The organism is Paraburkholderia dioscoreae (assembly GCF_902459535.1).
Taxonomy (GTDB): domain Bacteria; phylum Pseudomonadota; class Gammaproteobacteria; order Burkholderiales; family Burkholderiaceae; genus Paraburkholderia; species Paraburkholderia dioscoreae.
Genome location: NZ_LR699553.1, coordinates 2,777,724 through 2,791,459, shown reverse-complemented (window position 1 = coordinate 2,791,459; position 13,736 = coordinate 2,777,724). Strand labels below are relative to the sequence as shown.

Below are 13,736 nucleotides of genomic sequence, written 5' to 3'. Positions count from 1 at the left end.
TCCCTTGATTTTTGGAGCGAATCCTAGCATGGCCAATCTTGTAAGAAACTTCATCGACGTCGGCGGCGCTGCAATGCGCGCGCGCCACGCCGCGCTCGAACTGTCTGCGGCAATCACCCGTCGTGCGCAACGTGCCGAGATTGAAACGCTGCGCGCGCAACTCGACACTGCGGTCGATGAGCGCGACGTACTGATCGCGCAACTTGACGTGGCGATCGACGGCTAGGAAGGGTTTCTTGCGGTTATAAAAAAGCCGAAATGGCGAGGGAAAGCAGCAATGGCAGGTGAACAGAAAACGCTTTTGACAGCTTCGCCGGTAATGCAGCGCGTCGAGTTTTTGATACCAGGAAAGCCGATCGCAAAGGGCCGCGCGCGACACGCGCGCCGCGGCAAGATCGTCACGACGTTCACGCCTCCGGAGACCGAACGCTACGAAAACCTGGTGAAGATGGCTGCGCGGCAGGGCATGGGCATGCGCGAGCCGTTCGGCGGTCCGATCCGCCTGATTCTGAACATCGATCTGCCGATTCCCGGCGGGTGGTCGATGAAGCGTCAGACGATGGCCGCTGGCGCGCTGATCGGTGCGACGAAAAAGCCCGATGTGTCGAACGTGCTGAAGGCGGTCGAGGATGGCATGAACGGTGTGGTGTACGCCGATGACTCGCAGATCGTTGACCTATGGGTGTCGAAACGGTATAGCCGCGCGCCCGGCGTGCGCGTCGAGGCGGTCGAATTGAATTTGCAGTGCGCATAGGTGAGGAGTTACGGGAATGGAAACCTCGGAAGTTGTATTCAAGAGCGCATTCGATGCAGTACGTTTTGCGCTCTGCTACTCGTCGCAGCAGTATGGCGAAACGCTTATGGCGAAGCGTCTGCGCGGCGATTCAACGTCGCAGGGCATGGGCCTCGTTGGCTTGGACGGCGCCGGACAGGCCGGACAGATCCGACGCGAGATGTGGGAGATGCCGGACTTGCACCTCGCGGCGTTGGTTGCGCGCGCCGCTCCGCACGACGTGCCGTGCTGCTGCGGTGCGCAATGCTGCAGCGGTCATCGACCCAATCAGGAGTGGCGCGCTGCCATTGCCTGGCTGACCGATGCGTCTACGGCATACGTTTCAGGCTTCTCGCACTATCAGGTTCGGCGCGCCATCGTCGAGCGCATTTTCGGCTCGAAGGAGGATCTTCAGGACATAGCCGAGCGTTGCGGCGCGCACCGGAACACAGTCGGCAATCACAACACCGCCGTGCGGCGGTGGTTGGAGGGCGGAAAGAAATCAGGCGAAGTTGGCGTGACGCAGGTGGCGTGGTCGGCGATCGAGCGGCGGTTTTCAGACTTAGGATTGCTGAGAACCGAGGCTGCCGCTTGACTATGTGCAAGCGGTGCACAATAATCGGGGTCAATCGATACACGTCATAGATGCGACCGAAGCCCGCTGAGCGAAAGCCAACGGGCTTTTTTGCGGTCGCCGCGCCATCGCATATCGTTGCGTAAGCTGCACCTCTCTAATTTGGCGGGCAGAAACGTGCGCTAGCGCTCTCAATAGCCCCGTCACTGCTGTCCGATTTCAACGCGGTCTCCTGTAATTGTGGTGCTCGCCATCCTGGCGGCGAAAAATCAATGGAGACGTCAATGAACAAGACATCAGTGGGCGTCGTTTTGGTCTCAGCATTGTCCCTAACGGGTTGCGCATTCTTTGCTCCTGCGCCTGTTCAGCCAAGCGATATTTCTGTCGAAAAAGCACTTGGTTCAGTTGGAGAAGGGCTATTTCAGTTCAAGCAGCAGTTGACCCAGCAGAACATGGACTTGGGGCTTTACGTCGACACTATCAATGTCGAGCTCGATCTGACGACGTCAAGGGACGGCAAAGGTGACCTGTCGGTAGACTTCTCGAAGGGTTTGCAGCTCGGACCTAAACTTGATATGGAACAGAGTGTTGCTGCAAGCAGGGGAAGCAAGCTAACGATCACTCTCAAGCAAGCAATGGTTCCTGCTAAGGGCGCGCCTACGACTGCGCCGGGTGATGGCAAGGCAGGGAAGGATGCTGCGGCCGCGGCCCCTGTACCCATGGTGCCCAGCGCCAAGACAACGTTTTCCATGCCGGTGACCGTCCTCAATGGCTTCAGCGTGCCGAGCTACGTCTTGGGTCATTGAGCCGTCCGACCCTTGACCTCTTCATCTCTCCAGCCTGAAATTGGGAGGCCTACGTCTAACGCGACCGGGTCGCCGGAGCTAGTTCAGAGGTCTGTAGAAATATGCGTTTCCGCCGCAGCCACCGAACAGATGGCTGCGGCGAGAATTTTCCGGCTTAGAAGTTTCCGAAATTCGATTCAGCCGAGGTCCATATGCGTGGCTACGTCGAACACATTGTCGACCCGCATCTTTACCCTGGCTGCCAGTTCCGCCGGAACGTTCTGGTCACTGTAAATGTTGTTCAAAGACTTGTGTACAAAGTCTTTAAGCGCGCTCATAGCCTTGTCCCGCTCCGGCTGATGTGCAACCTGTAGCGCGAGCAAAGTTGCCAACACTGCGGTGTCGGCAAACAACACGCCCACGTAGTTGTTGTCAGTCATTACATCCGTACTCATATAGTCTCCGTTTGAAAAGCCGCACCCGGTGTGCGACCTCCGAAACTGGTGTCGAAGTCGCTCTTTTCAATGGGCACTTCAAAATATGCGCTGCGCATGGCGGGATTCTTCCGTCTATGCAAGGGGTGGCTGATGGAAATTAATCGCCGAAGTCTCGACACCCTGATCCCTTATGCGCGGAACGCGCGAACCCACTCCGACGACCAGATAGCGCGCATTGCCGCGAGCATTGACGAGTTCGGCATGGTCGGCGCGATCGTCGTGCGCAATGGAGTTATAGCAAAGGGGCACGGCACGCTCGCCGCGGTCCGCAAGTTGTACGGTGTCGGGAAGAAACTGTATCCGCCTCCGGGACGCGCGCAAGGTGCCGAGCCCTTCCCGGACGGCGAGGTGCCGGTGCTGGACGCGTCGGGCTGGACCGAGTCGCAGTTCCGCGCGTTCGTCATTGCCGATAACCGGCTCGCCGAACTCGCTGGCTGGGACAACGAGCTTCTGGTGCTTGAACTCAGCGAACTGCAATCTGACGGATTTGCGATCGACGTAGTCGGCTTTGAGATCGAAGATATCGGCCGGCTGTTGCAGCCTGAAGCACGGACAGGCCTGACGGAGGATGACGAGGCTCCGGCAGTGCCCGAGACAGCAGTTTCCGTGGTTGGCGATATCTGGCGCTGCGACCGTCATCGTGTCATGTGTGGAGACTGCCTCAAACGCGATCAGGTCGACAGGCTGATGGCGCAAGCGTCGGCCGATCTGGTCGTAACCGATCCGCCATACAACGTGGCGTACGAGGGAAAGCAGCCGACGCACATGCGGATCGCCAACGACGATATGACGCATGACGTCTTTTATGGATTCCTGTTCGACTCGTTCCGCAACATGTTCGCGTCGGCAGCCGACGGCGCTGGAGTTTATGTTTTTCACGCCGACGGTGAGGGCGTCAATTTCCGGCGTGCGCTATGCGATGCGGGGTGGAAAGTGGCCCAATGCTGTGTCTGGGTAAAGCAGTCCTTGGTCCTCGGGCGGCAGGACTACCACTGGCAACATGAGCCCGTCCTTTACGGGTGGAAACCTACCGCGGCGCATCGGTGGTACGGCGACCGCAAGCAATCCACGGTTTGGCAGTTCGACAGACCCGCGCGCAATGACCAGCATCCGACTATGAAGCCGGTTGCGCTGATGGAGTATCCGGTCCGCAACAGCAGCAGGCAAGGTGACGTCGTACTTGACCTGTTCGGAGGCTCCGGCTCAACCCTGATAGCGTGCGAGAAGTTGCAGCGGAGCGCAAGGCTGATGGAGATCGATCCACGCTACTGCGACGTCATTGTGCGGCGCTGGCAGGATTTCACGGGACACGCCGCAACGCTCGCCGAATCGTCGATGACGTTCGCCGAGGTCGAGGACGCAAGGAAATAACGCGATGGCACGCCCCGCATTTGAACCCACGAAATCTGATCGCCAATTGGTCGAGCAACTCGTGGCTTTCGGCATTCCTGTCGAGGAGATGGTCGTTTTCGTGTGCAACAAGGCAGGAAAGCCGATCAGCCTGCCGACGCTGCGCAAACACTTTGCTCTCGAACTGAAGCAGGGTCGCCTGAAGGCCAACGTTAAGGTCGCGCAGTCCCTTTTCAAGAAGGCGATCGCCGGCGACACGGCTTCCACCATTTTCTGGCTGAAGACGCGCGCCGGCTGGAAGGAGTCACCGCAGGCACTTGAGCTGAGCGGCAAAGATGGCGCGCCGATAGAGAGCCGGACGACGGTCGTGAGCGAAGATGAGGTTAGAGCCGCAGTCCGACGCATCCAGTCTGAGTACTGACGGGGAGGTAGAGCGACTCGCGATAAAGGAGCTTTGCGAAAGCGATCACCTGTTCTTCAGCCGGTATTTCTTCAAGCACCGGCAGGGCATCAAGTTTCGCGTCAACTGGCACCACGCCCTGATTGCGGACGCCGTCGAACGGGTGATTCGCGGCGAGTTGAAGAACGTCGTCATCAACGTGCCGCCTGGCTCGTCGAAAACCGAACTGGTGGCGATCAATCTGATCGCGCGCGGTCTTGCGCTCAATCCGCGCGCGCGTTTCCTGCACATCTCCTACTCGGACGATCTGGCGCTGTTGAACAGCGAGACGGCGAAAGAGATTGTCGGGTCCGACGAGTATCAGGCGCTCTGGCCGCTGGCCATCGCGGACGACGCGAAGTCGAAGAAGCGCTGGAACGTGATGTCTGCCGGCAGGAAGGCGGGCGGCGTGTATGCCGTCTCACTTGGCGGCCAGATTACCGGCTTTCGTGCGGGGCACATGGCCGAGGGCTGGCAGGGCGCGATCATCATCGACGACCCGCTCAAGGTCGACGATGCGTACAGCAAGCCCGCGCGCGACAAGGCGAACCGCAAGCTGATCTCGACGGTGAAGAGCAGGAAGGCAAATCCGGACACGCCGATCATCGTCATCATGCAGCGCCTGGCCGAAGAGGATCCGACCGGATTCATCAAGGCCGGCAAGGTGCCGGGCGACTGGGAATACATCGAGATTCCGGCGCTCATCACCGACGAGTATGTCGAGTCACTGCCCGAGCACATCCGCTCACTCGTCGACTCCGGTGAGCGCGACGTTGATGGCCGGTTCAGCTACTGGCCATACAAGGAACCGCTGGCCGATCTGCTCGCGACTGAGCAGGCCGATCGTTACGTGTTTTCCGGGCAGTACCAACAGCGGCCGACGCCGCTCGGTGGCGACATTATCCAGAGCGCTGGCTTCCGGCGTTACACGGTGCTGCCGCAGTTGCGGTACCGGAAGATCTTTGCGGATACCGCCCAGAAAACGGCGGAGCGCAACGACTACAGCGTGTTCGAGTGCTGGGGCTTCGGCTACGACAATCGCATCTATCTGCTCGACCTGGTTCGCGGCAAATGGAAAGCGCCCGACCTCAAGCGGCACGCCATCGACTTCTGGAACAAGCATGCGGCCGCCGGCGCGGGTGATCCAAACGCGCCGGTGCTGCGCCAGATGGTCATCGAAGACAAGGCGAGCGGTACCGGCCTCATCCAGGAGATGCAGGCCGACGGCGGCATTCCCGTCGAAGGTATTGAACGCACGAAGGACAAGCTGACGCGAGTTATGGACGTCGTCAGTCAGATCGACGCCGGTAACGTCTGCGTGCCGGCCGAGGCACCGTGGGTGAGCGACTTCATCACCGAATGCGAGTCGTTTACGGCTGACGACACGCATATGCACGACGACCAGATCGACCCCATGGTCGACGCAATCAACGACATGCTGGGTGGCGCGAAAGACCTTTCGGTTTGGGAGCGGCTCGCTGGCTGATCATCACAGGACTTACCCAAGGATGTCGCGAAAGACCCGCAACGCTGGCCGGACGAGAGCGGCTGCCGCGCCTGCCACGTCACAGCGCACCAGCGACTCATTCGCAAATTTTCAGGCGCGACTCGGCTGGGGCACGGATAACCAGTCCTCGGCGTCGCAGTACACGCTGACGTACCAGAGCCGCAACCGGATCTGGCTCGAAGCCGCCTATCGCGGTTCATGGATCGTGCGGGCAGCGGTCGACGCAATTCCCGAAGACATGACGCGCGCCGGCATCGAGATGTCGGGCATTGAGGCGACCGATATCAGCCTGCTCGAGCGCGACCTGACGACGCTTGGCATATGGGATTCTCTGTGCGACACCGGCAAGTGGGCGCAACTGTACGGCGGTGCGATTGCGGTCATGCTGATCGACGGGCAGGACATGGCGACGCCGCTGCGCGTGGAATCGATCGGCAAAGGGCAGTTCAAGGGTCTTGCAGTGCTGGATCGCTGGATGGTGGCGCCGCCGGTTGGTGAGGTGGTAACAGAGTTCGGACCGGATCTCGCCAAGCCGAAGTATTACAACGTGATCGCCGATTCCGCCGGCATCCCCCGCGGCAAGATTCACCACTCGCGCGTGCTGCGCATGGAGGGCGACGCGCTGCCGTTCTACCAGCGCAACAGTGAGAACGGCTGGGGTCTGTCAGTGCTCGAACCGATGTGGGACCGTTTGATCGCATTCGACAGCGCGACGGTTGGCGTCGGTCAGCTGGTCTACAAGGCGCACCTGCGCGTGATCAGCATCGAGAAGCTGCGCGAGATTATCGCGGCCGGTGGTCCGGCGCTCGCCGGCCTCAAAGGGCAAATCGAGTTCACCCGGCTCGCCCAGACCAACGAGGGGATGACAGTCCTCGACTCGACGGACAAGTTCGAGACCCACCAGTACAGCTTCAGCGGTTTGAGCGACGTGCTGATCCAGTTCGCGCAGCAGCTCTCCGGCGCGACTGGTATCCCGCTCACGCGCCTTTTCGGCCAGGCACCGGTTGGTATGAACGCGACTGGCGAAGGTGACATGAAGCAGTACCACGAGAGGGTCAAGCAGAAACAGGAACGCAAGCTTCGCAATCCGCTGCACCGGCTGCTCGCGGTCATGTCAATGTCGACGCTCGACAAGCCATTGCCCGACGCCTTCCAGTACGAGTTCCGCAATCTGCAGGAGATGTCGGAAGCCGAGAAGGCCGAGATCGGTAAAAATAAAACGGAGGCGGTCACCAAGGCGGTGGACAGCGATCTGATCCCGCGCTCGACAGGCATGAAGGAACTGAAGGCTTCAGCGCCGACAACAGGGCTGTTCGGGAGCATCACCGACGAGCAGATCACGCTGGCCGAGGAGCAGGAAAAGGACGCGCCACCACCAGGCGCCGGCGAACTTTCCATTCCGGGCTTTGGCGCGTTCACGTCCATGGCGGGCAGCCCGACACCGACAGGCGACTCGTTCTTTACACGATTCTGGAAGAAGCGATGGCACTGACGCTCGACCAGAAAGGGAAGTCCAAGGGCAATCCTGTCCGCACGAAGGCGATCGAGCAGCGCTACGGCTCCCAGTTGAAGAAGGTCGCGCAGCAGGTCGGCGCGATCATCCAGCCGTTCACGCCCGGTGACATTGGCCAGATGCCGACTATCGAGCGGCTCCTCGCTGCGTACGCAGACATGTTGCACGGCTGGGCGACGCAGACCGCCAGCAACATGCTCATGGATGTTGCGTTGCGCGACGAGCAGACGTGGGCGGTGCTGGCGAAAGACATGGGCCGTGCGCTGCGCGAGGAGATTCGCTACGCGCCAACAGGCCAGGTTATGCGCGCGCTGCTGGCGGAACAGGTCGGCCTGATCCAGAGCATCCCGCGCGAAGCCGCTCGTCGCGTGCACCGTCTCACGCTCGAAGGCATCCAGAACAGCACGCGTGCGAGTTCGATCGCTGAAGAAATCATAGCCTCGGGCGACGTGGCGAAGAGCCGTGCGCTGCTGATCGCACGCACAGAGGTAACGCGCACTGCGACGACACTCACGCAGGCGCGCGCCACGCACATCGGCTCGGATGGCTACATCTGGCGCACAGCTGGTGACGGCGACGTGCGCCCGTCGCACCGGGAAATGAATGGGAAATTTGTGAAGTGGAGTGAGCCCCCGACGCTCGACAAACTGACCGGTCACGCAGGCTGTACGCCGAATTGCCGGTGCTACGCCGAACCCGTTATTCCCGAATAAACAATACGCGCGCGAGCGCACCACACATGAAAGTTCTCCGACGTCGTTTCACCGCCGACGAGGCATGCAAATGCGGAGGCGAGGCGGCGCGCAGCGCCACCGCAGACGCCATTACGGCATCAGGATTCTTTACTGCCGAGCAGATCGGCTCGAAGCAATCGCTTACCCCGGAGGGTTTTCTGCTGTGCGAGGACGTGCCGATTGCGCGCGTCGGCACTCAGGACTACGCGTATTTCGAGCTGCCCGAGCTGGAGGCGAAAGATGGCGTGATCGTCGCGGAACGCACAGCCGATGTCCTCTTCAGTCCGGAGACGCTCGCGAGCTTCGAGGGCAAGCCGGTCACGATCGGGCATCCGGACGATTTCGTGAACCCTGGCAATTGGGCCGCTGTTGCGAAAGGCATTGCGCGCAACGTGCGCCGCGGCGACAGCGAACAAGCCGATCTCATGCTCGCTGATCTCCTGATCGCAGATGCTGAGGCGATTCGGCAAGTGCGACAGAAACTCCTTCAACAGGTCAGCAACGGCTACGACGCCGACTACGAGCAAATCGCGCCTGGGCGGGCGCGTCAGGTGACGATCACGGGAAACCATATCGCACTGGTAAAGAGCGCCCGCTGCGGCCCCGTATGTTCGATCGGGGATAGCAAACCTAACTCTTCTGGAGAACCCAAGATGAAGAAGAAACCGGGGCAGAGCACCCTGCTGGACAAGTTGCGCCAGGCATTCATGACGCGCGATTCCGATGCGTTCGAAGAAGCCGCAAGCGAAATGACCGGCGACGACGATGCCAGTGGTGGCAGCAACAGCAGTGGCCAACCACAGATCCACATCCATGTTCCTGGCGCGGCGCCGAATGCGGACAAACCCACTGGCGACGATGGCGCCGACGGGGGTGCTGCTGGCGCCGCCGCCGGTGGTGCCGCAGGCGGTGCTGACGATCCGTTGGCAAAGGTGCTAGGGGCGATCGAGGCGCTAGGCAAGGTCGTGCAGGGTATCGGCGAGCGTGTCGCGAAGCTCGAAGCTGGGGGCCCGGCGGATGATCCGGAAGGTGACCCCAACGGCGAAGGGACCAACGACGAAAATCCGGATGCCAGTAAACCGGCTCCTGCAAACACCGGCGATAGCGCCCAGCTTCGGGACGAGTTCCGTGACGCCATGTCTCGTGCGGAGATTCTGGCGCCCGGCGTGAAGCTGCCTACGTTCGACGCCAAGGCCGAACCCAAAAAGACGAACGATGCTATCTGCGTCCTGCGCCGCCGTGCGCTGCGCGCCGCACTCGACGGTGACAACGCCAACGTGGTCAAGACTGTCACCGGCGGCGCTGACGTCTCCAAGATGACGTGCGACTCGGCCAAGGTGGTTTTCAATGCGGCTTCCGAACTGGTGAAGCAAGTCAACAAGCGCCCAGTCGCGGGACAACGCGTTGCACCGACCAACGACGCGAACGCGTTCGAAAACATCAATGAGCGCAACCGGAAATTCTGGGAACAGCGCACTTAAGGAGCCGCCATGCCTTCGCTTCAAGCCTATCAATACCGCATGCCGGCCGGGTTCGCCGGTGACCTGCAGCGTGCCGAAATCGCGACGATCGAGCCGCAGCTGATCGACCCGGCCGCACCGCCGACTGCGTTTGGCGTAGCCGTCAAGATGGTCAACGGCAAGATTCAGCCGATCAACCTCGCAGCGGACACGGCCGCGATCGTCTACGGCGTGAATCTGCGTCCGTACCCGATTCAGGGCAACGGCACCGATCCGCTCGGCAGCTCGACGCCGCCGACTTCGGGCGTGACGGATATCCTGCGTCGCGGCTACGTGAACGTGGTGCTCGGCGGCACAGCGTCGGCGCTCAAGAACGGTACGGTTTATCTGCGAGTCGCAAGTCCCGCGGCAGGCAAGCCGCTTGGCGGATTCGAGGCAGGCGCAGACGGTGCGAACACCGTGGCGATGCCCGCGTCGTGGTCATTCACCGGCCCCGCCGACTCGTACGGCGTCACTGAGATCGCAGTCAACATCTAAACCCGGCGCTGTGTAGCGCGACAAGATCGGCCTCGCTTTGCGGGGCCTTCGCATTTCTGGAGCCATTACATGGACATGTCGGAACTGAAGTATTTGCAGCGCGAAGCGGCTGCGTTCAAGCGACGTGGCGTCGCCGACGCGACGCGCGCGCTGATCCGCGCGCGTACGCAGGACGCGATGATGACGTACGACGAGCAGACCATCGACTCGACTGGCGCATTCCTCGTCGGGCAGCTCGAACGCCTCGATCAGACGCTCAATGAGCCATTGGTCGAGTACACGTGGTCGCGCGACATCGATATTCGCACCGACGTCTCGCCGGCGGACGAAATTGCGTCGTTCACGAATTCGGCATTCGCGATGTCCGGAGGCATCAATCCGAACGGCCTGAACTGGATTTCGAACGAGGGCAATGCGCTGGCCGGACCGTCGGTGGATATCGGCAAGACGCCGCAGCCGATGCGCCTTTGGGGTGCCGAGGTGAAGTACACGGTGCCCGAACTGGTGAAGTCTCAGCAGTTGGGCATGCCGATCGACTCGCAGAAAGTCGAAGCAATGAACCTCAAGCGCCAGATGGATATCGACCAGCTCGTGTACATCGGCGATCCCATGTTGAGCTTCGGCGGTCTGATCAATTCCACTGGGCTGGTCGGCGGCGTGTCGAACGTGCAGAACGGCGCGGGTGGCGTGCCGCAGTGGACCAACAAGACTCCCGACGAAATCCTGAAGGACTGCAACGACATTCTGACCGCAGCCTGGGCCGCGTCGGGCTGGAAGGTAATGCCGAACCGGCTCCTGTTGCCGCCGGCGCAGTATGGAAGTATTGCAACGCGCAAGATCAGTGAGGCAGGTAACACGTCGATCCTGACCTACGTGCTGGAGAACAACATCTCTAAGCAGAGCGGCACGCCGCTGACGATCCTGCCACTGAAATGGCTGATCGGCATGGGAGCGGGCGGCACACCTGGGCAGTTGGGCACAGTCGACCGGATGGTCGCGTACTCGAAGGACAGGAAGTATGTCCAGTACCCGATGACCGATATTCAGCGTACGCCGCTCGAATACCGATCGCTGTTCCAGATCACGACGTACTGGTGCCGGCTCGGCCAGGTCGAGTTCCGCTACGGCGTCACGCTGGCATACCGGGATGGGATCTGACATGGACAAGACGACGGTTCAGGTTCACACGCCGTTCACACTGACGCACGACAACGGCAGCGTCGAGCATTTCGGCGTGGGAAAGCACGAGATCGAGGCAGGTCTGGCGGAGCACTGGTATGTCCGACTGCACACGGGCGACAAACCAGGCAGCCAGCTGGAATCGGGCGGCGCGGGCGGTGGCGCCGAGATGAGCGCTGAACTCCGCACGGAACTGGATCGCGCCTCCGCCGAGTTGCGTGCGGAAGCCGAACAGATCGATAGCGAGCGCGCCACGCTAAACGGGCGCGAGGCGGCGTTGAAACAACTCGCCAACGACCTCGACGAGCGCGAGAAGGCGCTCGACGCGCGGCAAGCCGGTCTCAACGCGCGAGAAGTGGCCATCGCCGAGGCGGCTGCCGCAACTCGGGGTGATCCGCAGCAGCCGCCAGTGCAGGACGGCGGGTCGCAGCCACCCAAGAAATCGCAACCGAAGCAATGACAGGGAGGCCTCGCGAGAGGCTACCGTTCACTCATGGCGCCTTCCCAATTCCGACAGGATTTTCCCGAATTCGCCGACACGACCAGGTATTCGGATTCACAGGTTCAGATGTGGCTCACGGCCGCCGTGTCGCTCGTCAACGAGCGGCGCTGGATGGAGCTGACCACGCTCGGCCTTGAACTCGTGACAGCGCACTATCTGACGCTGGGGGTGCGAGATGTGGCGACAGCCAACGCTGGCGGAACGCCGGGCGAGGTGAAAGGGCCGACGATCTCCAAGGCCGTCGACAAAGTGTCTGTTGGCTACGACAGCGCGGCAGCCACCATCGAAGACGGTGGCTCGTGGAACTTGACGTCCTACGGCATCCGATATATCACGCTCGCCCGCATGATGGGCGCGGGCGGCCTTCAGTTCTAGCGCCATGTCCGTGAAGATGACCGTCGACAAGCTCGGCGATGTCCTTAAGGCCGTCAGCAGCCTCATGGAGAGGGACGTGCTCGTTGGTGTGCCGGACAGCAGTCCTGGGCGAAAGGACGACGCGCCAATCGGCAACGCTGCGATCGGCTACATCATGGAAAACGGCTCGCCGGCGAACAACATTCCGGCACGGCCACACCTGGTGCCGGGCGTTGCTTCGGTGCAGGACGAGATTGCCGAGCGGCTTCGCAAGGGCTCGATTGCGGCACTTGACGGCTCCACATCCGGCGCGGAAGCAGCGCTGAATGCCGCCGGCATGATCGGCCAGAAGGCTGTGCGGGCAAAGATCACAGACGGGCCGTTCATGGCCCTGTCGGACGCGACGCTTCGTGCGCGCGCGCGGCGCGGGCGCAAGGGTGCGGCGAAGGAACTGGAAAGTCGCGCCGCAGGCAATCAGCCAGATAACGCGAATGCCAAACCGCTGGTGGATACGGGCCAGTATCGCCAATCAATCACTTATGTGATCAGGAAGAAGTGATGCCGCTGCTTGATGTGTCCGACGTGCTGCTTGATCCGGACTTCATGGATTCATCGCTCGCCTGCACGCGACAGGATCAGACCGTCAACGACGACGGACTTGCCGTGAATGCGGAAACCGTTTCGCCGTTTTCGGGCGTTGTCACGAACAACACTGGCGACATCCTGCTGCGGCGCGCCGAGGGCGAGCTGATTGCCGGCTCGATCACCATCCACACGAAGTTTCGTCTCTGCGATGGGCAGGATGGCCGCAGCGCGGATATTGTCACCTGGCTAGGCGCGAGGTACACCGTGACGAATGTAGCGAACTGGAGCACGTACGGCGCGGGATTCGTGATGGCGACGTGCGACCTCATTCCGTTGTCCGGGGGCAGTGGTGGCTAACGACTCCAGCACCGGCGGATACCTCCTGCCTGTCGACGCCGGACCGCCATACGACGCTGAACTTGATGCGATCTTCCAGAAGATGGTTGTCGGGCTCACCGCGCTGCCCGGCAGCCTCGTGCGACCGCGCTGGCAGCCGACGGCACCCAAGCAGCCGGAGCCTGGCGTGGACTGGTGTGCGATCGGGGTGATGGTGACGACCCCAGACGCGGGCCCCGCGATCATCCACGTTGGCGCCGGAGAGGGAAGCGATGTGGTGCAGCGCCATGAAGAGATCGAGCTGTTGTGCAGCTTTTATGGTCCGCACGGGAGCCGCCTGGCGAACATGGCACGTGACGGCATGTATATGCCGCAGAACAACGACATTTTGCGCGCCAATGAAATGGGTCTGATCTGTGTCGGCACCGTTACGCCTGCACCCGACATGGTCAATCAGCAATGGGTGCGTCGCTACGACGTGTCGATTTCAGTGCGGCGCAACGCACAGCGTGTCTACCCGACGCTGAACCTCACATCCGCTGAGGTAGCGGTTAGGACCGACAGCGGGCCAGCTACAAAAGCATCCGTTTCCTGATTCGTTGAGCACCTTTC

Annotated in this window: 18 protein-coding genes; 17 read left to right on the top strand and 1 reads right to left on the bottom strand. The window is 61.3% G+C overall.

Annotated features, from left to right (window positions below; all coding sequences use genetic code 11):
* Positions 1 to 28 precede the first annotated feature (28 nt).
* The 4 genes from PDMSB3_RS12525 (at position 29) to PDMSB3_RS12510 (ending at position 2,152) form a co-directional block, all read left to right on the top strand.
* Positions 29 to 226, top strand: coding sequence for a hypothetical protein (locus tag PDMSB3_RS12525; protein WP_165186400.1), 198 nt, complete (start codon positions 29 to 31; stop codon positions 224 to 226).
* 51 nt (positions 227 to 277) lie between these two features.
* Entirely contained in the window at positions 278 to 754 is a 477-nt protein-coding gene (locus PDMSB3_RS12520) for a RusA family crossover junction endodeoxyribonuclease (RefSeq protein ID WP_165186398.1), read from the top strand.
* Between the two features lie 16 nt (positions 755 to 770).
* Entirely contained in the window at positions 771 to 1,367 is a 597-nt protein-coding gene (locus PDMSB3_RS12515; RefSeq protein WP_165186396.1) for a DNA-binding protein, read from the top strand.
* A gap of 263 nt (positions 1,368 to 1,630) precedes the next feature.
* Positions 1,631 to 2,152, top strand: a complete 522-nt coding sequence (locus PDMSB3_RS12510; RefSeq protein ID WP_165186394.1) for a hypothetical protein — start codon at positions 1,631 to 1,633, stop codon at positions 2,150 to 2,152.
* 176 nt (positions 2,153 to 2,328) lie between these two features.
* Here the strand turns inward: PDMSB3_RS12510 and PDMSB3_RS12505 are convergent, their stop codons facing one another.
* Entirely contained in the window at positions 2,329 to 2,586 is a 258-nt protein-coding gene (locus tag PDMSB3_RS12505; RefSeq protein WP_165186392.1) for a hypothetical protein, read from the bottom strand.
* 48 nt (positions 2,587 to 2,634) lie between these two features.
* Between PDMSB3_RS12505 and PDMSB3_RS12500 the strand changes: the two genes are divergently transcribed.
* The 13 genes from PDMSB3_RS12500 to PDMSB3_RS12440 all read left to right on the top strand — a co-directional run bounded on the left by PDMSB3_RS12500 (position 2,635) and on the right by PDMSB3_RS12440 (position 13,719).
* Entirely contained in the window at positions 2,635 to 3,999 is a 1,365-nt protein-coding gene (locus PDMSB3_RS12500) for a site-specific DNA-methyltransferase (RefSeq protein WP_232064187.1), read from the top strand.
* 4 nt (positions 4,000 to 4,003) lie between these two features.
* A complete protein-coding gene (locus PDMSB3_RS12495) occupies positions 4,004 to 4,399 on the top strand; it encodes a hypothetical protein (RefSeq protein ID WP_197740231.1) in 396 nt (131 codons plus the stop codon).
* Complete coding sequence (gene terL, locus PDMSB3_RS12490) at positions 4,356 to 5,903, top strand: phage terminase large subunit (RefSeq protein ID WP_165186390.1); 1,548 nt, start codon at positions 4,356 to 4,358, stop codon at positions 5,901 to 5,903. Before PDMSB3_RS12495 ends, terL begins: the two co-directional genes overlap by 44 nt.
* Positions 5,860 to 7,416, top strand: a complete 1,557-nt coding sequence (locus PDMSB3_RS12485) for a DUF1073 domain-containing protein (protein WP_232064185.1) — start codon at positions 5,860 to 5,862, stop codon at positions 7,414 to 7,416. Before terL ends, PDMSB3_RS12485 begins: the two co-directional genes overlap by 44 nt.
* The gene (locus PDMSB3_RS12480) at positions 7,407 to 8,150 is read left to right on the top strand and encodes a phage head morphogenesis protein (protein WP_165186386.1); all 744 of its coding nucleotides are present in this window, start codon (positions 7,407 to 7,409) and stop codon (positions 8,148 to 8,150) included. The genes PDMSB3_RS12485 and PDMSB3_RS12480 overlap by 10 nt, the downstream gene beginning before the upstream one ends.
* 26 nt (positions 8,151 to 8,176) lie before the next feature.
* Positions 8,177 to 9,652 (top strand): DUF2213 domain-containing protein, encoded by a 1,476-nt coding sequence (locus PDMSB3_RS12475; RefSeq protein WP_165186384.1) that lies wholly within the window; start codon positions 8,177 to 8,179, stop codon positions 9,650 to 9,652.
* 9 nt (positions 9,653 to 9,661) lie between these two features.
* Positions 9,662 to 10,168, top strand: coding sequence for a structural cement protein Gp24 (locus tag PDMSB3_RS12470; RefSeq protein ID WP_165186382.1), 507 nt, complete (start codon positions 9,662 to 9,664; stop codon positions 10,166 to 10,168).
* 69 nt (positions 10,169 to 10,237) lie between these two features.
* Positions 10,238 to 11,326 carry a DUF2184 domain-containing protein gene (locus PDMSB3_RS12465; RefSeq protein WP_165186380.1) on the top strand — a complete coding sequence of 363 codons (1,089 nt, stop codon included), beginning with the start codon at positions 10,238 to 10,240 and terminating at the stop codon, positions 11,324 to 11,326.
* Between the two features lies 1 nt (position 11,327).
* Positions 11,328 to 11,807 (top strand): STY1053 family phage-associated protein, encoded by a 480-nt coding sequence (locus tag PDMSB3_RS12460; protein WP_165186378.1) that lies wholly within the window; start codon positions 11,328 to 11,330, stop codon positions 11,805 to 11,807.
* 33 nt (positions 11,808 to 11,840) lie between these two features.
* A complete protein-coding gene (locus tag PDMSB3_RS12455) occupies positions 11,841 to 12,224 on the top strand; it encodes a DUF4054 domain-containing protein (protein WP_165186375.1) in 384 nt (127 codons plus the stop codon).
* 16 nt (positions 12,225 to 12,240) lie between these two features.
* Positions 12,241 to 12,762, top strand: coding sequence for a hypothetical protein (locus tag PDMSB3_RS12450; protein ID WP_232064184.1), 522 nt, complete (start codon positions 12,241 to 12,243; stop codon positions 12,760 to 12,762).
* Entirely contained in the window at positions 12,762 to 13,145 is a 384-nt protein-coding gene (locus tag PDMSB3_RS12445) for a hypothetical protein (RefSeq protein WP_165186371.1), read from the top strand. Before PDMSB3_RS12450 ends, PDMSB3_RS12445 begins: the two co-directional genes overlap by 1 nt.
* Complete coding sequence (locus PDMSB3_RS12440; protein WP_165186369.1) at positions 13,138 to 13,719, top strand: phage neck terminator protein; 582 nt, start codon at positions 13,138 to 13,140, stop codon at positions 13,717 to 13,719. The genes PDMSB3_RS12445 and PDMSB3_RS12440 overlap by 8 nt, the downstream gene beginning before the upstream one ends.
* Positions 13,720 to 13,736: the final 17 nt, after the last annotated feature.